The 14,885-nt window shown below is 74.4% G+C and carries 19 protein-coding genes and 1 other RNA gene; 10 read left to right on the top strand and 10 right to left on the bottom strand.

Annotated features, from left to right (window positions below; genetic code table 11):
• Positions 1-576, bottom strand: a complete 576-nt coding sequence (locus ACGF07_RS28605; RefSeq protein ID WP_392903308.1) for a DUF3995 domain-containing protein — start codon at positions 574-576, stop codon at positions 1-3.
• 208 nt (positions 577-784) lie between these two features.
• Between ACGF07_RS28605 and ACGF07_RS28600 the strand changes: the two genes are divergently transcribed.
• The 5 genes from ACGF07_RS28600 (at position 785) to rnpB (ending at position 5,141) form a co-directional block, all read left to right on the top strand.
• Complete coding sequence (locus ACGF07_RS28600) at positions 785-1,120, top strand: hypothetical protein (protein WP_350744216.1); 336 nt, start codon at positions 785-787, stop codon at positions 1,118-1,120.
• Positions 1,121-1,130: 10 nt separating this feature from the next.
• Positions 1,131-1,481 (top strand): type II toxin-antitoxin system death-on-curing family toxin, encoded by a 351-nt coding sequence (locus ACGF07_RS28595; protein ID WP_392903306.1) that lies wholly within the window; start codon positions 1,131-1,133, stop codon positions 1,479-1,481.
• A 63-nt stretch (positions 1,482-1,544) separates the two neighbouring features.
• A complete protein-coding gene (locus tag ACGF07_RS28590) occupies positions 1,545-3,113 on the top strand; it encodes an RNB domain-containing ribonuclease (protein ID WP_392903304.1) in 1,569 nt (522 codons plus the stop codon).
• A gap of 174 nt (positions 3,114-3,287) precedes the next feature.
• Positions 3,288-4,730, top strand: a complete 1,443-nt coding sequence (locus ACGF07_RS28585; protein WP_392903371.1) for an MFS transporter — start codon at positions 3,288-3,290, stop codon at positions 4,728-4,730.
• A gap of 13 nt (positions 4,731-4,743) precedes the next feature.
• An RNA gene (rnpB, locus tag ACGF07_RS28580) (RNase P RNA component class A) lies at positions 4,744-5,141 on the top strand.
• Positions 5,142-5,398: 257 nt separating this feature from the next.
• On the opposite strand, the gene ACGF07_RS28575 is transcribed toward rnpB, so the two are convergent.
• The 3 genes from ACGF07_RS28575 to ACGF07_RS28565 form a co-directional block, all read right to left on the bottom strand.
• Positions 5,399-5,656, bottom strand: coding sequence for a Prokaryotic metallothionein (locus ACGF07_RS28575; protein ID WP_350743870.1), 258 nt, complete (start codon positions 5,654-5,656; stop codon positions 5,399-5,401).
• 92 nt (positions 5,657-5,748) lie between these two features.
• Positions 5,749-6,147: an ACT domain-containing protein gene (locus tag ACGF07_RS28570; protein WP_350743869.1), complete on the bottom strand. Its 399-nt coding sequence runs from the start codon at positions 6,145-6,147 to the stop codon at positions 5,749-5,751.
• A 259-nt stretch (positions 6,148-6,406) separates the two neighbouring features.
• Positions 6,407-7,066 (bottom strand): hypothetical protein, encoded by a 660-nt coding sequence (locus tag ACGF07_RS28565; protein WP_392903301.1) that lies wholly within the window; start codon positions 7,064-7,066, stop codon positions 6,407-6,409.
• A 293-nt stretch (positions 7,067-7,359) separates the two neighbouring features.
• Between ACGF07_RS28565 and ACGF07_RS28560 the strand changes: the two genes are divergently transcribed.
• Positions 7,360-8,010: a PadR family transcriptional regulator gene (locus tag ACGF07_RS28560; RefSeq protein WP_392903298.1), complete on the top strand. Its 651-nt coding sequence runs from the start codon at positions 7,360-7,362 to the stop codon at positions 8,008-8,010.
• Positions 8,011-8,096: 86 nt separating this feature from the next.
• Here the strand turns inward: ACGF07_RS28560 and ACGF07_RS28555 are convergent, their stop codons facing one another.
• Positions 8,097-8,306, bottom strand: a complete 210-nt coding sequence (locus tag ACGF07_RS28555; RefSeq protein WP_350743867.1) for a hypothetical protein — start codon at positions 8,304-8,306, stop codon at positions 8,097-8,099.
• A gap of 46 nt (positions 8,307-8,352) precedes the next feature.
• Positions 8,353-8,583 (bottom strand): hypothetical protein, encoded by a 231-nt coding sequence (locus tag ACGF07_RS28550; protein ID WP_350743866.1) that lies wholly within the window; start codon positions 8,581-8,583, stop codon positions 8,353-8,355.
• Positions 8,584-9,008: 425 nt separating this feature from the next.
• Between ACGF07_RS28550 and ACGF07_RS28545 the strand changes: the two genes are divergently transcribed.
• Positions 9,009-9,707 carry a bifunctional DNA primase/polymerase gene (locus ACGF07_RS28545; RefSeq protein WP_350743865.1) on the top strand — a complete coding sequence of 233 codons (699 nt, stop codon included), beginning with the start codon at positions 9,009-9,011 and terminating at the stop codon, positions 9,705-9,707.
• A gap of 9 nt (positions 9,708-9,716) precedes the next feature.
• On the opposite strand, the gene map is transcribed toward ACGF07_RS28545, so the two are convergent.
• Complete coding sequence (gene map, locus ACGF07_RS28540; RefSeq protein WP_350743864.1) at positions 9,717-10,562, bottom strand: type I methionyl aminopeptidase; 846 nt, start codon at positions 10,560-10,562, stop codon at positions 9,717-9,719.
• A gap of 104 nt (positions 10,563-10,666) precedes the next feature.
• Here map and ACGF07_RS28535 point away from each other — a divergent pair, with 104 nt between their 5' ends.
• Complete coding sequence (locus tag ACGF07_RS28535; protein WP_350743863.1) at positions 10,667-10,894, top strand: hypothetical protein; 228 nt, start codon at positions 10,667-10,669, stop codon at positions 10,892-10,894.
• A 70-nt stretch (positions 10,895-10,964) separates the two neighbouring features.
• Here the strand turns inward: ACGF07_RS28535 and ACGF07_RS28530 are convergent, their stop codons facing one another.
• Complete coding sequence (locus ACGF07_RS28530; protein ID WP_392903294.1) at positions 10,965-12,314, bottom strand: MFS transporter; 1,350 nt, start codon at positions 12,312-12,314, stop codon at positions 10,965-10,967.
• Between the two features lie 45 nt (positions 12,315-12,359).
• Positions 12,360-12,965, bottom strand: a complete 606-nt coding sequence (locus ACGF07_RS28525; protein WP_392903292.1) for a hypothetical protein — start codon at positions 12,963-12,965, stop codon at positions 12,360-12,362.
• Between the two features lie 47 nt (positions 12,966-13,012).
• On the opposite strand from ACGF07_RS28525, the gene npdG reads away from it, so the two are divergent.
• Positions 13,013-13,705, top strand: coding sequence for an NADPH-dependent F420 reductase (npdG, locus tag ACGF07_RS28520; RefSeq protein WP_350743860.1), 693 nt, complete (start codon positions 13,013-13,015; stop codon positions 13,703-13,705).
• A 123-nt stretch (positions 13,706-13,828) separates the two neighbouring features.
• Positions 13,829-14,023 carry a hypothetical protein gene (locus ACGF07_RS28515; RefSeq protein ID WP_392903290.1) on the top strand — a complete coding sequence of 65 codons (195 nt, stop codon included), beginning with the start codon at positions 13,829-13,831 and terminating at the stop codon, positions 14,021-14,023.
• On the opposite strand, the gene ACGF07_RS28510 is transcribed toward ACGF07_RS28515, so the two are convergent.
• On the bottom strand, positions 14,020-14,835 hold the full coding sequence (locus ACGF07_RS28510) for a site-2 protease family protein (RefSeq protein ID WP_392903288.1): 816 nt from the start codon (positions 14,833-14,835) through the stop codon (positions 14,020-14,022). The two genes, ACGF07_RS28515 and ACGF07_RS28510, sit on opposite strands and share 4 nt — an antisense overlap.
• Between the last annotated feature and the right edge of the window lie 50 nt (positions 14,836-14,885).

The following is a 14,885-nucleotide window of genomic DNA, read 5'->3' as shown; positions in this document are numbered from 1 at the left end:
TCAACAGTTTGTGGCAGACGAACCCCGCCACCCTACTGCGGCCGCTCCAGCTCCCAGCACCACGCACAGGGGCGAGTAGTACCGGACGTTCAGCCGCCGGAACCGCTCCGTGCGCGCACTGACGCGCCCGAAGAGCACCGGCCCGGCCACCCCGCGTGCCAGCAGCACCCCGGCCACCGCCCGCACCCCTGCCCGGCGCGCCCCGGCCCGGCGCACCCCTGTCCGGCGCGCCTCATCCCGGCGCACACCGGCCACCGCCCGCACCCCCGCCGGGCTCGCCCCCGCCCGGCGCGACCCCTGCGACCCGCCCGCCGGCAGCACCCCCGCCTCCGCCGCCACCAGGTAGGAGGCAGCCCCCAGCAGCCCCGCCACCGCCAGGCACGCCCCCGCCGGCGGCACGCCGTCCCCCGTCCCCACCACGGCGTCCGCGAACTCCTCCGGCGTCCGCAGCGGCCAGGGCGTGACCGCCCACACCGCGTGCAGCGCCCCCGTCACCGCCAGCGCCGCCGACACCGCACCCCCGGTGACCCGCACCGCAGTCGCAGCCGCGCTCGCACCCCCACCCGTACCAGCCATCGTCCGAACCCCCTCCGCAGCCGTTCGCCTCCCCCCACCGTAGGAGTGCTTACGCCGGTGCCAGCAGCCGGCAGCCAGCAGCCGGCAGCCGGCAGCCGGCAGCCGCGGCACGGGCCGCCGGTACGGCCAGGGCCGGCGAGACCGGCGGCAATGCGGTGGGAGCGCCCGGCGTTCACCACTACGGTGAGCCCGGAGGAGAGTGAACGAGATGACCATCCGTCCCCTGAACACCGAGCCCGACGACGGCGACGCCGCGGTGGAGCCCCTGTCCGTGAGCCTGCCCGCCGGCCTGCCGGCGGAGACCCGGCAGGCACTGGAGTTCGCGGTGCGGGCCGCGGCCGAGGCGGTGATGGCCGGGCGGATGCGGGTGACCGAGGCCCCGGCCGGATCGGACACCGCCGAGCTGGCCTTCGAGGTCCCCCGCTCCGACGTCCCCCCGGCGCTCGCCGAGGGAGCACCGGGCAGGGCCGCGCGCCGCGCCGCCATGGTCGCCCGGATCCGCGCCGCCAACGCGGAGACGCTGGAGAGGCTGAAGGACCTGTGACGGAGGACCTGTGACGGAGTACCTCGACCTGGAGGACGTCACCTACCTCGCCGGCGGCCGGGAGAACATCCGCGACCTCGGCGGCCTCCTCTCGGCGATCGCCCGCCCCCGGGCGAGCCTGTTCGGCGGCGACGCCTACCCCGACCTCTGGACCAAGGCGGCCGCCCTCGGCCAGAGCCTGGCCCGCAACCACCCGCTCGTCGACCGCAACAAGCGCACCGCCTTCGAGGCGATGCTGCTGTTCCTGGACTACAACGCCGAGCCGTACACCGATCCGCACCCGGACGACGCCGTGGCCTTCGTGCTGCGGCTGGCCACCGGGGGCTACGACGACGCGGTCACCCTCGCGGCGAGGACCTGAAGTCCCTGCTGGGACGCTGAGCCTCCGTCCGGAACCGCCCGGTTCCGCCCTACCCTGGCGTCCATGCCCCGCCGAAAACTGCGCGTCAAGGCCGCCGACTCCGCCCGGATCAACACCGAGCTGGCCGAACTCCGCGCCCGCCTGGAGATCCGCACCGAGTGGCCCGAGGAGGTGCTCGCCGAGGCGGAGGAGGCGGCCGAGCGGCCGCGGCTGCCCGGGTACGACGCCACCGAGCTGCCGCTGTTCACCGTCGACCCGCCGGGCTCCCGGGACCTCGACCAGGCCATGCACCTCAGCCACCGCCCGGGCGGCGGCTACCGGGTGCACTACGCGATCGCCGACGTCGCCGCCTTCGTCCGGCCGGGCGGGGCGATCGACGCCGAGGCCCGGCGCCGGGTCGAGACCCTCTACTTCCCCGACCACCGCGTCCCGCTGCACCCCGCCCGGATCTCCGAGGACGCCGCCAGCCTGCTGCCCGGCGAACCGCGCCCCGCCCTGCTCTGGCAGCTGGACCTGGACGCCGACGGCGCCGTCGTGCTGGCCGACGTCCGCCGCGCCCTGGTCCGCTCGCACCGGCGCCTGGACTACGCCGCCGTCCAGCGCGCCGTGGACCTCGGCGGCGCCGACGAACAGCTCGCCCTGCTCGCGGTGATCGGCAGGCTGCGCGAGGAGCAGGAGCGCGCCCGTGGCGGGATCAGCCTGCCGGTGCCCGAGCAGGAGGTGGAGGAGACCCTGCACGGCTACGTCCTCGGCTACCGCGCGCCGACCCCCGCCGACGGCTGGAACGCCCAGATCTCCCTGCTCACCGGCATGGCCGCGGCCGAGCTGATGCTGGACGCGGGCGTCGGCCTGCTGCGCACCCTGCCCGCCGCACCCGCCGCCGGGTACGACCGGCTGCGCCGGATCGCCGCCGCACTGGACGTGGACTGGCCGAAGGACCTCCCGTACCCGGAACTCGTCCGCTCGCTGGACCCGGGCGCCCCGCTCGACGCGGCCTTCCTCAACGCCTGCACCGGACTGCTGCGCGGCGCCGGCTACCAGGCCTTCGACGAGTCGCGCGGCCTGCCCGCCCCCGCCGAGCCGGGCCACGCCGCGCTGGCCGCCCCGTACGCCCACTGCACCGCTCCGCTGCGGCGGCTCGGCGACCGCTTCGCGCAGGAGGTGTGCGCGGCGGTGGCGGCGGGGGAGGACGTGCCGGACTGGGCGCGCGAGGCGCTGCCGGCCGTACCGGCGCTGATGGCGAGCGGGGACCGGCGGGCGGCCGAGGTGGAACGGGCCTGCGTGGACCTGGTGGAGGCGGAGCTGCTGGCCGGCCGGGAGGGCGAGGAGTTCTCCGCGGTGGTCATCGAGGTGGACGCGCACCGCCCCGGCTCCGGCACCGTCCAGCTGCGCGAGCCGGCCGTACGGGCCCGCTGCGACCGTGCCGTCGGCCCGGCGGACGGCACGCCCGGCCCGGTCGGCGGGGTGGGCACCGGCACCCCGGTCGGCCCGGTCGACGGCGTGGGCACGGACACCCCGGCCGGCCCCGAGCGTGCGGCCGCCGCGCCGCCGCTCCCGCTCGGCCGGGTGATCGACGTCCGCCTGACCGAGGCCGATCCTTCCACCCGGACGGTCCGCTTCTCCGCCGTCTGAGCGGCCGCCGCCGGAACCCGCGGATCCCGCCACCCGGACGGTCCGATCCGCGGCCCCGCCCCCGCCCGGCGGTGGGAGGATCGGTCCGTGCCCGATGCCGCTTCGCTCCCCGCCCCCGCCCCAGTCCCCGCGCCCGCCACGCCCGCCGCCCCCGACCCCGGGCGCCGCCGCCGTCTGCTCGTCCTCGCGATCTGCTGCATGAGCCTGTTCATCGTCGGCCTGGACAACACCGTGGTGAACATCGCCCTGCCGGCGATCCAGAAGGACCTGGACGCCCCGGCCTCCGGGCTGCAGTGGATCATCGACGCCTACACCGTGGTGCTGGCCTCGCTGCTGATGCTGTTCGGCTCGGTGGCCGACCGCTTCGGCCGCCGCCGGGTGTTCCGGATCGGGCTGGCCTGCTTCGCGCTCGGCTCGCTGCTGTGCAGCCAGGCACCGAGCCTGGAGTGGCTGGTGGTGTTCCGGGCGGTGCAGGCGGTCGGCGGGTCGATGCTCAACCCGGTGGCGATGTCGATCATCACCAACACCTTCACCGATCCCCGGGAGCGGGCCCGGGCGATCGGCGTCTGGGGCGGCGTGGTCGGCATCTCCATGGCGCTGGGGCCGCTGCTCGGCGGCTTCCTGGTGGACGGCGCGGGCTGGCCGTCGATCTTCCTGATCAACGTCCCGGTGGCGCTCGCCGCGATCCTGCTGACCATCCGCTACGTTCCCGAGTCGCGCGCGCCGAGGCCGCGCCGGCTCGACCCGCTCGGACAGCTGCTGATGATCGTCCTGCTGGGCTGCGGGACCGCCGCGATCATCGAGGGCCCGGGCAACGGCTGGACCTCCCCGCTGATCCTCGCCCTCGCCGCGGCGGCGGTGGCCGCGCTGGTCGCCTTCCCGCTCTGGGAGCGGCGGGTCGCCGAGCCGCTGGTGGACCCGCGGTTCTTCGCCAGCGCCCCGTTCACCGGCGCCACCGTCACCGCGGTCTGCGCCTTCGCCGGGCTCGGTGGCTTCCTCTTCCTCAACACCCTCTACCTGCAGACCGTCCGGCACTACGGCCCGGTCGAGGCCGGCCTGTGGACGCTGCCGATGGCCGGGATGATGCTGGTCTGCTCGCCGGTGTCCGGACGGATCGTCAGCAGCCGCGGCCCGCGCGTGCCGCTGGCCGTCGCCGGGCTCTGCCTCGCCGCGAGCGGCCTGCTGCTGACCCGGCTGACCGCCGACTCGCCCTCCGCGCTGCTACTCGTCGCGTACGCGCTGTTCGGCTTCGGCTTCGGCATGGTCAACCCGCCGATCACCAACGCGGCCGTCTCCGGGATGCCGCGCGCCCAGGCGGGGGTGGCCGCCGCGGTCGCCTCGACCAGCCGCCAGGTCGGCCAGTCGCTGGGGGTGGCGGTGATCGGCACGGTCGTCACCTCGGCCGTGGTCGGCCCGATGGCCACCGGGTTCGCCCCGGCCAGCCACGCCGGCTGGTGGATCCTGGTCGGCCTCGGTTCGGTGATCCTCGTCCTCGGGCTGGCCACCACCACCGCCTGGGCCACCGGGACGGCCGCCCGGGTGGCCGCCCGCCTCGGGGCCGAGCCGCCCGCGGCCCGGTCCGGTGTGCAGGAGGCCCCGCCCGAGCGGCTACGATGACCAGTACGGCGGAAGAGCCGGCCGGGCGGTCGCGACGGGTCCCTGACCCGCCGAGGAACGTCCGGGCTCCACAGAGCAGGGTGGTGGGTAACGCCCACCCGGGGTGACCCGCGGGACAGTGCCACAGAAAGCAGACCGCCCACCGCTTCGGCGCGTGGGTAAGGGTGAAACGGTGGTGTAAGAGACCACCAGCGACCGGGGTGACCCGGCCGGCTCGGTAAACCCCACCTGGAGCAAGGTCAAGATCGGTGCCCTCGGGCACCGTGCGCGGACGTCCGAAGGCTGCTCGCCCGAGTCCGCGGGTGGACCGCACGAGGCTGTCGGCAACGGCAGTCCTAGATGGATGACCGCCTCCCCGGGCTGCGCGAGCGACCCGGGAGACAGAACCCGGCGTACAGGCCGACTCTTCCGCCCCTGGACGTCCGAAGGCCCTCCGGCCGCGCTCACCGAGCGGGCCGGAGGGCCTTCGCATCAGGGCGTCGCGCCGGACGGGCCTAGGGCCCGTCTTCAAACCCCCGCCTGCGGGCCGACGCCGGGGCACGCGCCTCGCCGCGTTGTCGTCGGTCGCCGATGCTCCGCATGGACTCCCTCCTCCGCCTTGCGATGCACGCACCCCAACGCCGCCCCGCCCGCCCTCCGGGCGGACGACGGGGGTTTGAAGACGGGCCCTAGGCGGGGCGGGAGCCGACGGCGTCCCGGATCTGTTCGCCGAGGCCGCCGTTGACGCGGGCGCAGTTGGCGCAGCAGAAGAACATGCCGGCCACTTCGACGCCGTGGCCGACGATGCGGACGTTGCACTGCTCGCAGCGGGGCGCGAGCTTCTCCATCGCGCACTCGAAGCTGTCGAAGGTGTAGCTGTCGCCGGTGACCGTCTTGATCTCGAAGGCGAGCCAGTAGTCGTTGCCGCAGGTGACACAGGTGGCCATGGCGGCCGTCTCCTTCCGGTGGGGCCGGCCCAGGCGGGGCGGCTCCCTCCAGTGTCGAAGGGGCGGTCGGCGGCGGCCACCCGGCGCCACCGTCAGGCGGAACGGGCGGCGAGCTCCTCCAGGGCGCGCACGGCCCGCTCGGCGTCGTCGGCGGCGACGAACAGGTGGTCGTGGTGGAACCCGGCCGCCATGTTGCAGCTGATCCCCTCCTCGGCGAGCCGCCCGGCCACGGCGGCGGTCAGCCCGACGGCCTCCAGCGCCGAGTGGACCTCCAGGGTGATCCACGCCGCCACGTACGCGTAGCGCAGCCCGAGCGCGTCCGCCTCCTCCTGGGCGACGACCACCGTGACCCCCTCGGGCTCGGCGACGGTCACCACCGGCCGCATCCCGGCGGGCACCCTCGCGGGGAGCGTGCAGTAGACGTACCGCCCCGGGTGGAGCCGCGGGCGCATCCCGCGCAACAGAGTCGCAAGGTCTCGTTCACCGGCCATGCCCGTCACCGTATCCGCTGACCCCCGCCCGAGCCGTGCGGCCGTGCCCTGTGACAGCAAAGATGGACGGTTTGCCAGTGAAGTTCGACGGACGCCGGTTTGCGCCAGCGACGGCGGGCCGGTGCGGCTGTCGGCGAACCGGGCCCGTCGGCAGGCCTGTGCGGCCATGGGGACGTCCGGCTCGAGGCGGTGGTGGACCCGGTTCGTGCACACCGGCGGCCAAGGGCGCTGACCTGCTCGAACTGCGCCGGCCGTGGGGTCATGGCCCGGGACGAGGCCTCAGGTTCTGCTCCTCCCATGCCTCGTTCGCTTCGATGTGGAGCGGCTCCAGGTAGTCCCAGGGGTCGAGGCCCTGCCGGCGCATCTCGCGCTCGACGCGCCAGTGGATGAACCGTGAATGGGGAGCCCCGAAGACCAGGCGCCGATCGAAGTCGATGTCCGAGGCCTCGGTGAGCCACTTCACCAGAAGGCCGGTCATGCTCAGGTCGAACTCGACGAAGGGGCGATGACGCTCCCACAGAACAACGGGCCACTGCTCGGGAACGGCACCCGTCGTGCGCCAGTAGACGCCGCCCCACAGGTCGCCGTTGCCGTCCACCAGGCGGAGACCGCACACCAGCGCCCCGGGCTCCGGCCACAGCGGATAGTCGGACTTCGTGTGCAGAAGCCACGCGGTCTTCTCGGGTGTCGGCGTCATCTGGCCCACGGAAGCGATCCCGGACTCGTGCTCTCCGCTCACGGGCGGGAGCACCATCAGGCACTCGTCAACGGTGCCCACGCCGTAGACGGCGACGAGGTCACGGAAATCGGCCGGCAGCCGGCAACCGAGGTCCCGTTCGACCTCCACCCAGTCGAGTCGCTCCCCGCTCCCCGGCCCGGGCGGCAACAGCGCTATGAGGCGCTCGACGTCAGGGTGCACAGTCGCGATTCCTTCACAGCCGCACGAGCATGGGCGGCCCAACTGTACGCGCGCCGCGTCACGCCCAGGTCGCCCGGACTGGACCGCAGCGGCCGGCGCCAACGGACCGGGGCACCGCCCCACTCACGCCGCGTCGGTCCGTCGGCTCGACTTCAGTGGCATGCCGCCCACCTTCGCTGTCACACGTCCGGCAGGTCCGTGTCGGGATCCGTTGACGAGCGACAGTCACCGATATATCGTCGAACTATCGAGACAGTAACTCGACTGTTTCGACGAACAAGGAGGTGAGCGCCATGCGCTCAGGAATGCGATTTCGTGGAGAGGGTCCGCGCGGTGGCGGACGGCGCCGTGGGCCGGGCCCGGAGTTCCGGGGGATGCCCGGGGAGGGCTTCGAGGGGCGGGAGGCCTTCGGCGGGTTCGGGCCGCCGCGGGGCGGGCCGTTCGGGCACGGCTTCGCCGGCCACGGGGCCCGGCGCGGCGGCCCGCACGGGCGGCGCGGCGGTCGGGCTCGGCGCGGTGACGTCCGGGCGTCGCTGCTGGCGCTGCTCAAGGAGCGGCCGATGCACGGCTACGAGATGATCGCCGAGATCACCGAGCGGACCGGCGGGGCCTGGCGGCCCAGCCCGGGCTCGATCTACCCGAACCTCCAGCTGCTGGAGGAGGAGGGGCTGATCACCGCGGAGGAGGTCGGCGGCAAGCGGCTGGTCTCGCTCACCGAGGCGGGCCGCGCCGAGGCCGAGGCCGGGCCGGCGGAGCCGTGGGCGGAGGCCGGTCGGGAGGCCGACTGGGAGGCAGTCCAGGAGGTGGGCCAGGCGCTCGCCGCCGTCGGGCAGGCCGTCCAGCAGGTCATGCGGACCGGCACCGAGGCGCAGCGCGCCAAGGGCCTGGCGGTGCTGACCGAGGCCCGGAAGAAGCTGTACCTGATCCTCGCCGAGGATGACTGACCGGCGCAGGGGGGGGCGACGGGAAGCTGCAAACCCTGCGGACCCGGCCGATCCCGGGAGCCGGGCGGAGCGGACGGCTCCCGGGTTCAGGGCCGGACGACGAACAGGGCCACGCAGGCGAGCAGCAGCACCGCCCAGGCGAACCAGAGCCAGCCGTCCGGCCCGATCGTCACGGTGTAGAGGCAGACCACCAGCAGCAGCACCCCGGTGGTCCAGGCGACCTGCCGGTTGTGGTGGGCGACCGCCTGCGCGCGGCTCCGGTGGTGGCGAACGGGACGCCGTACCGCTCTGGCCATGCGGACCTCCCGGGGAGGCGATGAGGGGGACGCGGCGGGCGGCCCGTCAGCCGGAGGCCTTGGCGGTGGCCGCCTCGTCGTACTCGTAGCGCCAGAACCAACTCAGGCCGCGGACCTGCTTGCTCCGGACGTACACCAGTGTGCGCGCGGGGGAGTCGCCGTGCGCGGGGACCGGCACCTTGTACTTCTTCGGCACGCCCAGCATCGGCCCCAGGGGGATCGGGAGGACCTTCCCGTCCAGGGGGCCGCCGACGAATTCGGTGTCCGCGCTCTTCATCCCTCCAGGGTCTCATCCCCGCACGGCGGTCACGGCGGGAGCACCGCGAAGGGGAGGCCCGGTGAGGGCCCGGTGGCCGGAGTGTGACCGGCGAGGCACCGCCCCCGGTCATCCGGAGGCCCCGCGCACCCTTATCCTTCCTGTACGCCCTCGGGGTCCACCCCGGGTCAGCGGGCCCCGTACGGGCCGGGCGAGGCGCGGATCGCCGTGCCCTCCGGCCGGAACCGGCGCGGACAGCGTGCTGCCGCGACTTCGTACCGTGACCCGGGCGTCGGCCGTCCGGTGACCCCGGGCCTCGGTCGGCGGGGCGCGGACAGCAGGGCCGAGCACCTTCCGGGAAGCAGCGGGGGGCGCTGTGCGTTGCGTCGGAGTGGTACGTCGAACGCTGTGTCGCACCAGGCACGGCAGTGCGCGGAAGGGGCCCGATGGAAGCCGGCAGCAGGTGGACGACCTGGTGGCAGAAGCGTGAGCGACAGCGGGCCCGCCCGGGCGGCCCGGACCCGGCCGCCAGACTGGATCAGCTGCTCGGCGCGGTGCGCGCCGGATTCCCGCTCGCGCCCGCCGCCCATCCGGCCGGGTACCGGTGTTCCTGCGACCGGGTGGCCTGTCCGGCGCCGGCTCAGCACCCGGTCTCCTTCGCCTGGCAGACCCAGGCCACCACCGACCCCGACCAGCTCTCCCGCTGGCTCTCCCGCGACCCCCACGCCAACTTCGTCACCGCCACCGGCCGGGTGCACGACGTGCTGGACGTCCCGGCCGAAGCCGGACGGCTGGCGCTGGAGCGGCTGACCGCGCTGGGCGTCGAGGGTCCGGTCGCCGCCGTCGGCGAGGACCGCTACCTCTTCTTCACCGCCACCCGCGGCACCCCCCAGGACGAGGACGAGTGGTGGCCGAGCGCGCTCGACTCCACCCCGGACACCATGTCCGAGCACCCCGGCCTGCGCTGGCACTGCCGCGGCTCGTACACCCTGCTGCCGCCGGCCGCGCTGCCGGACGGCTCCGAGGTGCGGTGGCTGCGCGGGCCCGAGCAGCCGCTGCCGGACCCGCTGCGCGTCCTGGACGTGCTCACCGACGCCTGCACCGAGGTGGGCGCGGTGGCCGAGGAGCAGTGGCTCATCGGCTGACGGCCGGGGTCACGGCAGGGTGAGGATCTCCGCGCCGTCCGCCGTGACCACCAGGGTGTGCTCGAACTGGGCGGTGCGCTTGCGGTCCTTGGTGACGACCGTCCAGCCGTCCGGCCAGATCTCGTAGTCGTAGGTGCCCAGGGTCAGCATCGGCTCGATGGTGAAGGTCATGCCCGGCTTGATCACCTCGGTGGCCCGCTCGCTGTCGTAGTGCGGGATGATCAGGCCGGAGTGGAACGACGTGTTGATGCCGTGTCCGGTGAAGTCCCGCACCACGCCGTAGCCGAAGCGCTTGGCGTAGGACTCGATGACCCGGCCGATGACGTTGATCTGCCGGCCGGGCTTGACCGCCTTGATCGCCCGGTCGAGGGACTCCCGGGTGCGCTCGACCAGCAGCCGGGACTCCTCGTCCACGTCGCCGACCAGGTAGGTGGCGTTGAGGTCGCCGTGCACCCCGTGGATGTAGGCGGTGGCGTCGATGTTGACGATGTCGCCGTCCTGCAGCACCGTCGAGTCCGGGATGCCGTGGCAGATCACCTCGTTCACCGAGGTGCAGATCGACTTGGGGAAGCCCCGGTAGCCGAGGTCGGACGGGTAGGCGCCGTGGTCGCACATGTACTCGTGGGCGACGGCGTCCAGCGCGTCGGTGGTGACCCCGGGCGCGATCAGCTTGGCCGCCTCCGCCATCGCCCGGGCGGCGATCCCGCCCGCGATCCGCATCTTCTCGATCGTCTCGGCGGTCTGCACCTCGGGCCCGGTGTACGGCGTCGGGGCGGGCCGCCCGACGTACTCGGGGCGCGCGATGTGCGCCGGGACCTTGCGGGTGGGGGACTGGATGCCGGGTACGAGAGCCATGGCGGCGAGTCTAGCCGCCGGGCCCCGTGGCCCCGGGCGGTGTGCGGATGGGTCCGGGCGCGGGAATGATCGGTACCGACCCTATGTCTGGACGGGAGGGCGTCATGCCACTGGGATTCCACCGCAAGCCGACCGGCAAGCCCGGTGAGTGGTTCTACTGCATCAAGCACGGGAAGGTCGAGGAGGGCCCGGAGTGTCCGGCCAAGGACCGCCTCGGCCCGTACGGCAGCCCGGAGGAGGCCGCCCACGCGTTGCAGATCGCCGACGAGCGCAACCGCGAGTGGCAGAACGACCCGCGGTGGACGGACAAGCCGGAGGGCGAGGCGGAGTAGCCGGGGCCGCGGGGACCGCCCGGCCGGCCCGGCCGGCGCGACCCCGGTGGCCGGCCGCCGCCCGGTCCGGTCAGGCCTCGGCGGCGGCGGTCGTGGCAGCGGCGGCCCGCTCCCGCTCCGCCCGCTCGTGCTCGGCCCGGACCGCCGCGGCGTGGGGGTCGGTGCGGTCGTCGTACGCGAGCAGCCGGGGCAGCGCGGCGGCGACCGCGAGGACGGCGACCACGCAGGCCAGGCCACCGCTCCAGACGGCGGCCCGCACGCCGACCAGCCCGGCCATGGTGCCCGCCCGGACCTGTCCCAGCTGGGGGCCGACGGAGTAGCTGAGCAGTTCGACGCCGGCCATCCGGCCGCGGACCGCGTCCGGGATGGACTGGTTCCACATGGTCGCGCGGGCGATCCCGCTGATCTCGTCGGCGCCGCCGGCCAGTGCCAGCCCGATCAGCACCACCCAGACGTTCCCGGACAGCCCGGCCAGCGCCATGGCCGCGCCCCAGCCGACCGCGGCGGCCACCAGCAGCCGCCCGTGCCGGTGGATCCCGGACGTCCAGCCGCTGGTCGCGCCGACCAGCAGCCCGCCGACGGCGGAGGCCGCGTACATCGGGCCGAGCGCCCAGTCCGCGCCCAGTTCGGTGGCGAGGAAGGGGAAGACGGCCACCGGGAAGGCGAACAGCATGGCGAGGGTGTCGATCGCGTAGGTGCCCAGCAGGTCCTTGCGGCTCCACGCGTACCGCACCCCGGTGAGCACCGCCCGCACGGACGGGCGCTCGGCCCCGGTGGGCGGGGGCACCGCCCTGATCCGGACCAGCAGCAGCAACGAGACGGCGAAGGTGAGCACGTCCAGCGCGTACGCGGTCCGCACCCCGGAGAAGGCCACCACGACCCCGGCCAGCGCCGGCCCGGCCACCGAAGCCACGTTGTGGTAGAGGGACTTGAGGGCGAAGGCCGCGGACATGTGCTGGTGCGCGACGATCCGCGGCAGCAGTGAGTCGAGCGCCGGCCGCTGCAGGCCGTCGCAGGCGGCGACCAGCGCGGCGACGAGGTAGACCGGCCAGAGCAGCGGATGCGGCAGCAGGGCGTTGAGCAGCAGCAGTGCGGCGAGCAGGCCGAGCGCGGCCTCCGAGCGCAGCACCAGCTTGCGCCGGTCCAGGGCGTCGGCGAGCGCGCCGCCCCAGAGGCCGAAGACGATCAGCGGAACGAGTTCGACCGCGCCGATCAGGCCGACCGCGAAGGAGGACCCGGTGAGGTCCTTGATCTGCATCGGGACGGCGACGTACGTCAGGAAGCTGCCGAAGCTGGTGATGCAGCCGGACGTCCACAGGTAGCGGAAGTCGCGCGAGGCGCGCCACGGGGACAGATCGGGCGTCAGGGAGCCGAGCAGGGTGCGCAGCCGACCGGTATGCGCCGGTTCGTCGTCGTTCACGGACCACCATCCTCGGACGGCCGTCCGGCCCCCGCAACGGGTTTTTCACCAGCGGCTGAGCGCGGGTGCCGAGGTCAGCCGCCCGGCGAGTTCGGCCAGCCGGTCCAGGACGGAGCGGCGCCCGGCGGGCTGCCCGGCGGCCGCGCTGACCAGGTGCTGGGCGAGGTCGAAGGGCTCCTCGTCGGCGGTGCCCACGGCCAGCCGTTCATGGGCGATCCCCCCGAGCTCGCCCGGCGCCCCCGGGGCGGCGCCGTCGAGCGCGAGGACGGTCGCGCCGTGCCGGCGGGCGTCCTGCACCCGCTCCAGCAGCGGGGCGCCGGCCGCCCCGGGCGCCACCACCAGGACGGTGGCCCCGCGCCGGGCTTCGCCGAGCCGGGGCAGGCCGTGCGCCAGGTGGGCGGGGGCGGCCGCGGGGGGCCGGTGCCGCAGCAGGGTGGGGGCCAGCCGGGGCACGGCCGACCAGGCCGCCTCGTCCGCCAGGTGGGCGGCCAGGTGCCAGGGCTCGTACACCTCCGTGCCGACCAGCAGCAGCTCGCCCGCCCCGCGCCGCTCCACCGAACGCCGCAGCGTGGCGGCGAAGCCCCCGGCCGCCTCCAGCCAGCCGGTGCCCGCCAGCCGCTGCCGGAGTGCCGAAACTCTCACCGCGTCCATGCGGCCCAGAATGTCGCGCCCGGCCGGGGATTTGGCAGGATCGGCCCATGACTTCCCTCGATTCAGCGACAAACCCGGCCCACGACGTGCCGGACGTCTCGCAGCTGGTGGTCGGTGTCCTCGGCGGCACCGGCGACCAGGGGCGGGGCCTGGCCCTGCGGCTGGCCAAGGCCGGCCAGCAGGTGATCATCGGTTCCCGGGACGCGGCCCGGGCCGAGGCCTCGGCCGCCGAGCTGGGCGTCGGCGTGCGCGGTGCCGACAACGCCACTGTCGCCCGGGAGAGCGACGTGGTGATCGTCGCCGTCCCGTGGGACGGCCACGCCGCCACCCTGAGCTCGCTGCGGGAGGAACTGGCCGGAAAGATCGTCGTCGACTGCGTCAACCCGCTGGGCTTCGACAAGCAGGGCGCCTACGCGCTGAAGCCGGAGGAGGGCAGCGCCGCCGAGCAGGCCGCCGCGCTGCTGCCGGACTCCCGGGTCACCGCCGCCTTCCACCACCTCTCGGCGGTGCTGCTCCAGGACGAGTCGGTCGAGCGGATCGACACCGACGTCATGGTGCTCGGCGACGACCGGGCCGCCACCGACGTGGTGCGGGCGCTCGCGGGCCTGATCCCCGGCATGCGGGGCGTCTTCGCGGGCCGGCTGCGCAACGCCCACCAGGTGGAGGCGCTGGTGGCCAACCTGATCTCGGTCAACCGCCGCTACAAGGCCCACGCGGGCCTGCGGGTCACCGACGTGTGACCGGCGGGTGACCGGCGGACGCCGTGTCGGCCTCCCCCTGGGCCTCGCCCGGGGGTGAGGTCGGCGACAATGGGGGGCGGTCGCAACCCGGCCGTCCGCCCCACCCGCTAGGAGCCCCGCGTCATGCCTCGCACGTCCCTCATCGCCCTGATCGTCACCGTCCTCGCGCTGGCGGCCGCCGTCGTCTCGGTGCTCGCGGGCTTCTGGATCGGGCTGATCTGGCTGCCGCTGGCCGGCGTGGCGAGCAACGTGCTGTGGATGAACCGCCGCAAGGAGAAGCTCGCCGCTGCGGCCGCCGCCGCCGCCGAGCAGGCCTAGCTCTTCCAGAAGCTGAACAGATACCGCCCGACCGTCGCGTAGTCGGTGTCCACGCCGAACAGGTTCATCAGGTCGTGGACGATGCCGAAGAAGAACGAGTTCACCTCGGGCTGCCACAGCAGCGCGAACACCGCGAGCATCCCGTACGGCGCGAACGGCTCCACCGCGCGCCGGGTCTTGGCCGAGAGCCACGGCTCGACGATCCCGTAGCCGTCCAGGCCGGGCACCGGGAGCAGGTTCAGCAGGGCCGCGCTGAGCTGCAGCAGGCCGAGGAAGCCGAGCGCGCAGGCGAACGGCGAGACGGGCAGCTCGTAGCCGTAGTTCGAGGCGTGCAGCGTCGAGTCGTCCAGCCAGCCCGCGCCGACCGGGACCAGCAGCACCACGGCGAACACCACGTTGACCAGCGGCCCGGCCGCCGAGATCAGGCTGTGCTTGAGCCGGCCCTGGATCCGGTGCCGCTCGATCCACACCGAGCCGCCGGGCAGGCCGAAGCCGGAGATGATCATGATGACGAGCGGCAGGACGATGCTGAGCAGCACGTTGGTGTACTTCAGCGGGTTGAGCGTGAGGTAGCCCTTGGCGCCGACGGTGATGTCGCCGCCGTGCAGCGCGGTGCGCGCGTGGGCGTACTCGTGCAGGCAGAGCGACACCATCCACCCCGCGACCACGAACAGGAACACGCCGAAGCGGACGTTGCCGTAGCCGGCGTACACCGACCAGGCGGACGTGCCGAGGACGGCGAGGAGCACCCAGAACACCGGGCTGATCCGGCGGTTCTCGCTGCGGGATCGCGGCGTGGCGGCGAAGGTCATGGTGGGGTGCTCCGTGGGCAGGGGAAGGGGAAGACCGGCAGGGCCGATCA

The sequence above is a fragment of the Kitasatospora sp. NPDC048194 genome, from assembly GCF_043202455.1.
Lineage (GTDB): Bacteria > Actinomycetota > Actinomycetes > Streptomycetales > Streptomycetaceae > Kitasatospora.
The sequence above is the reverse complement of the archived record's forward strand: the minus strand, read 5'-3'. Positions and strand labels throughout refer to the sequence as shown.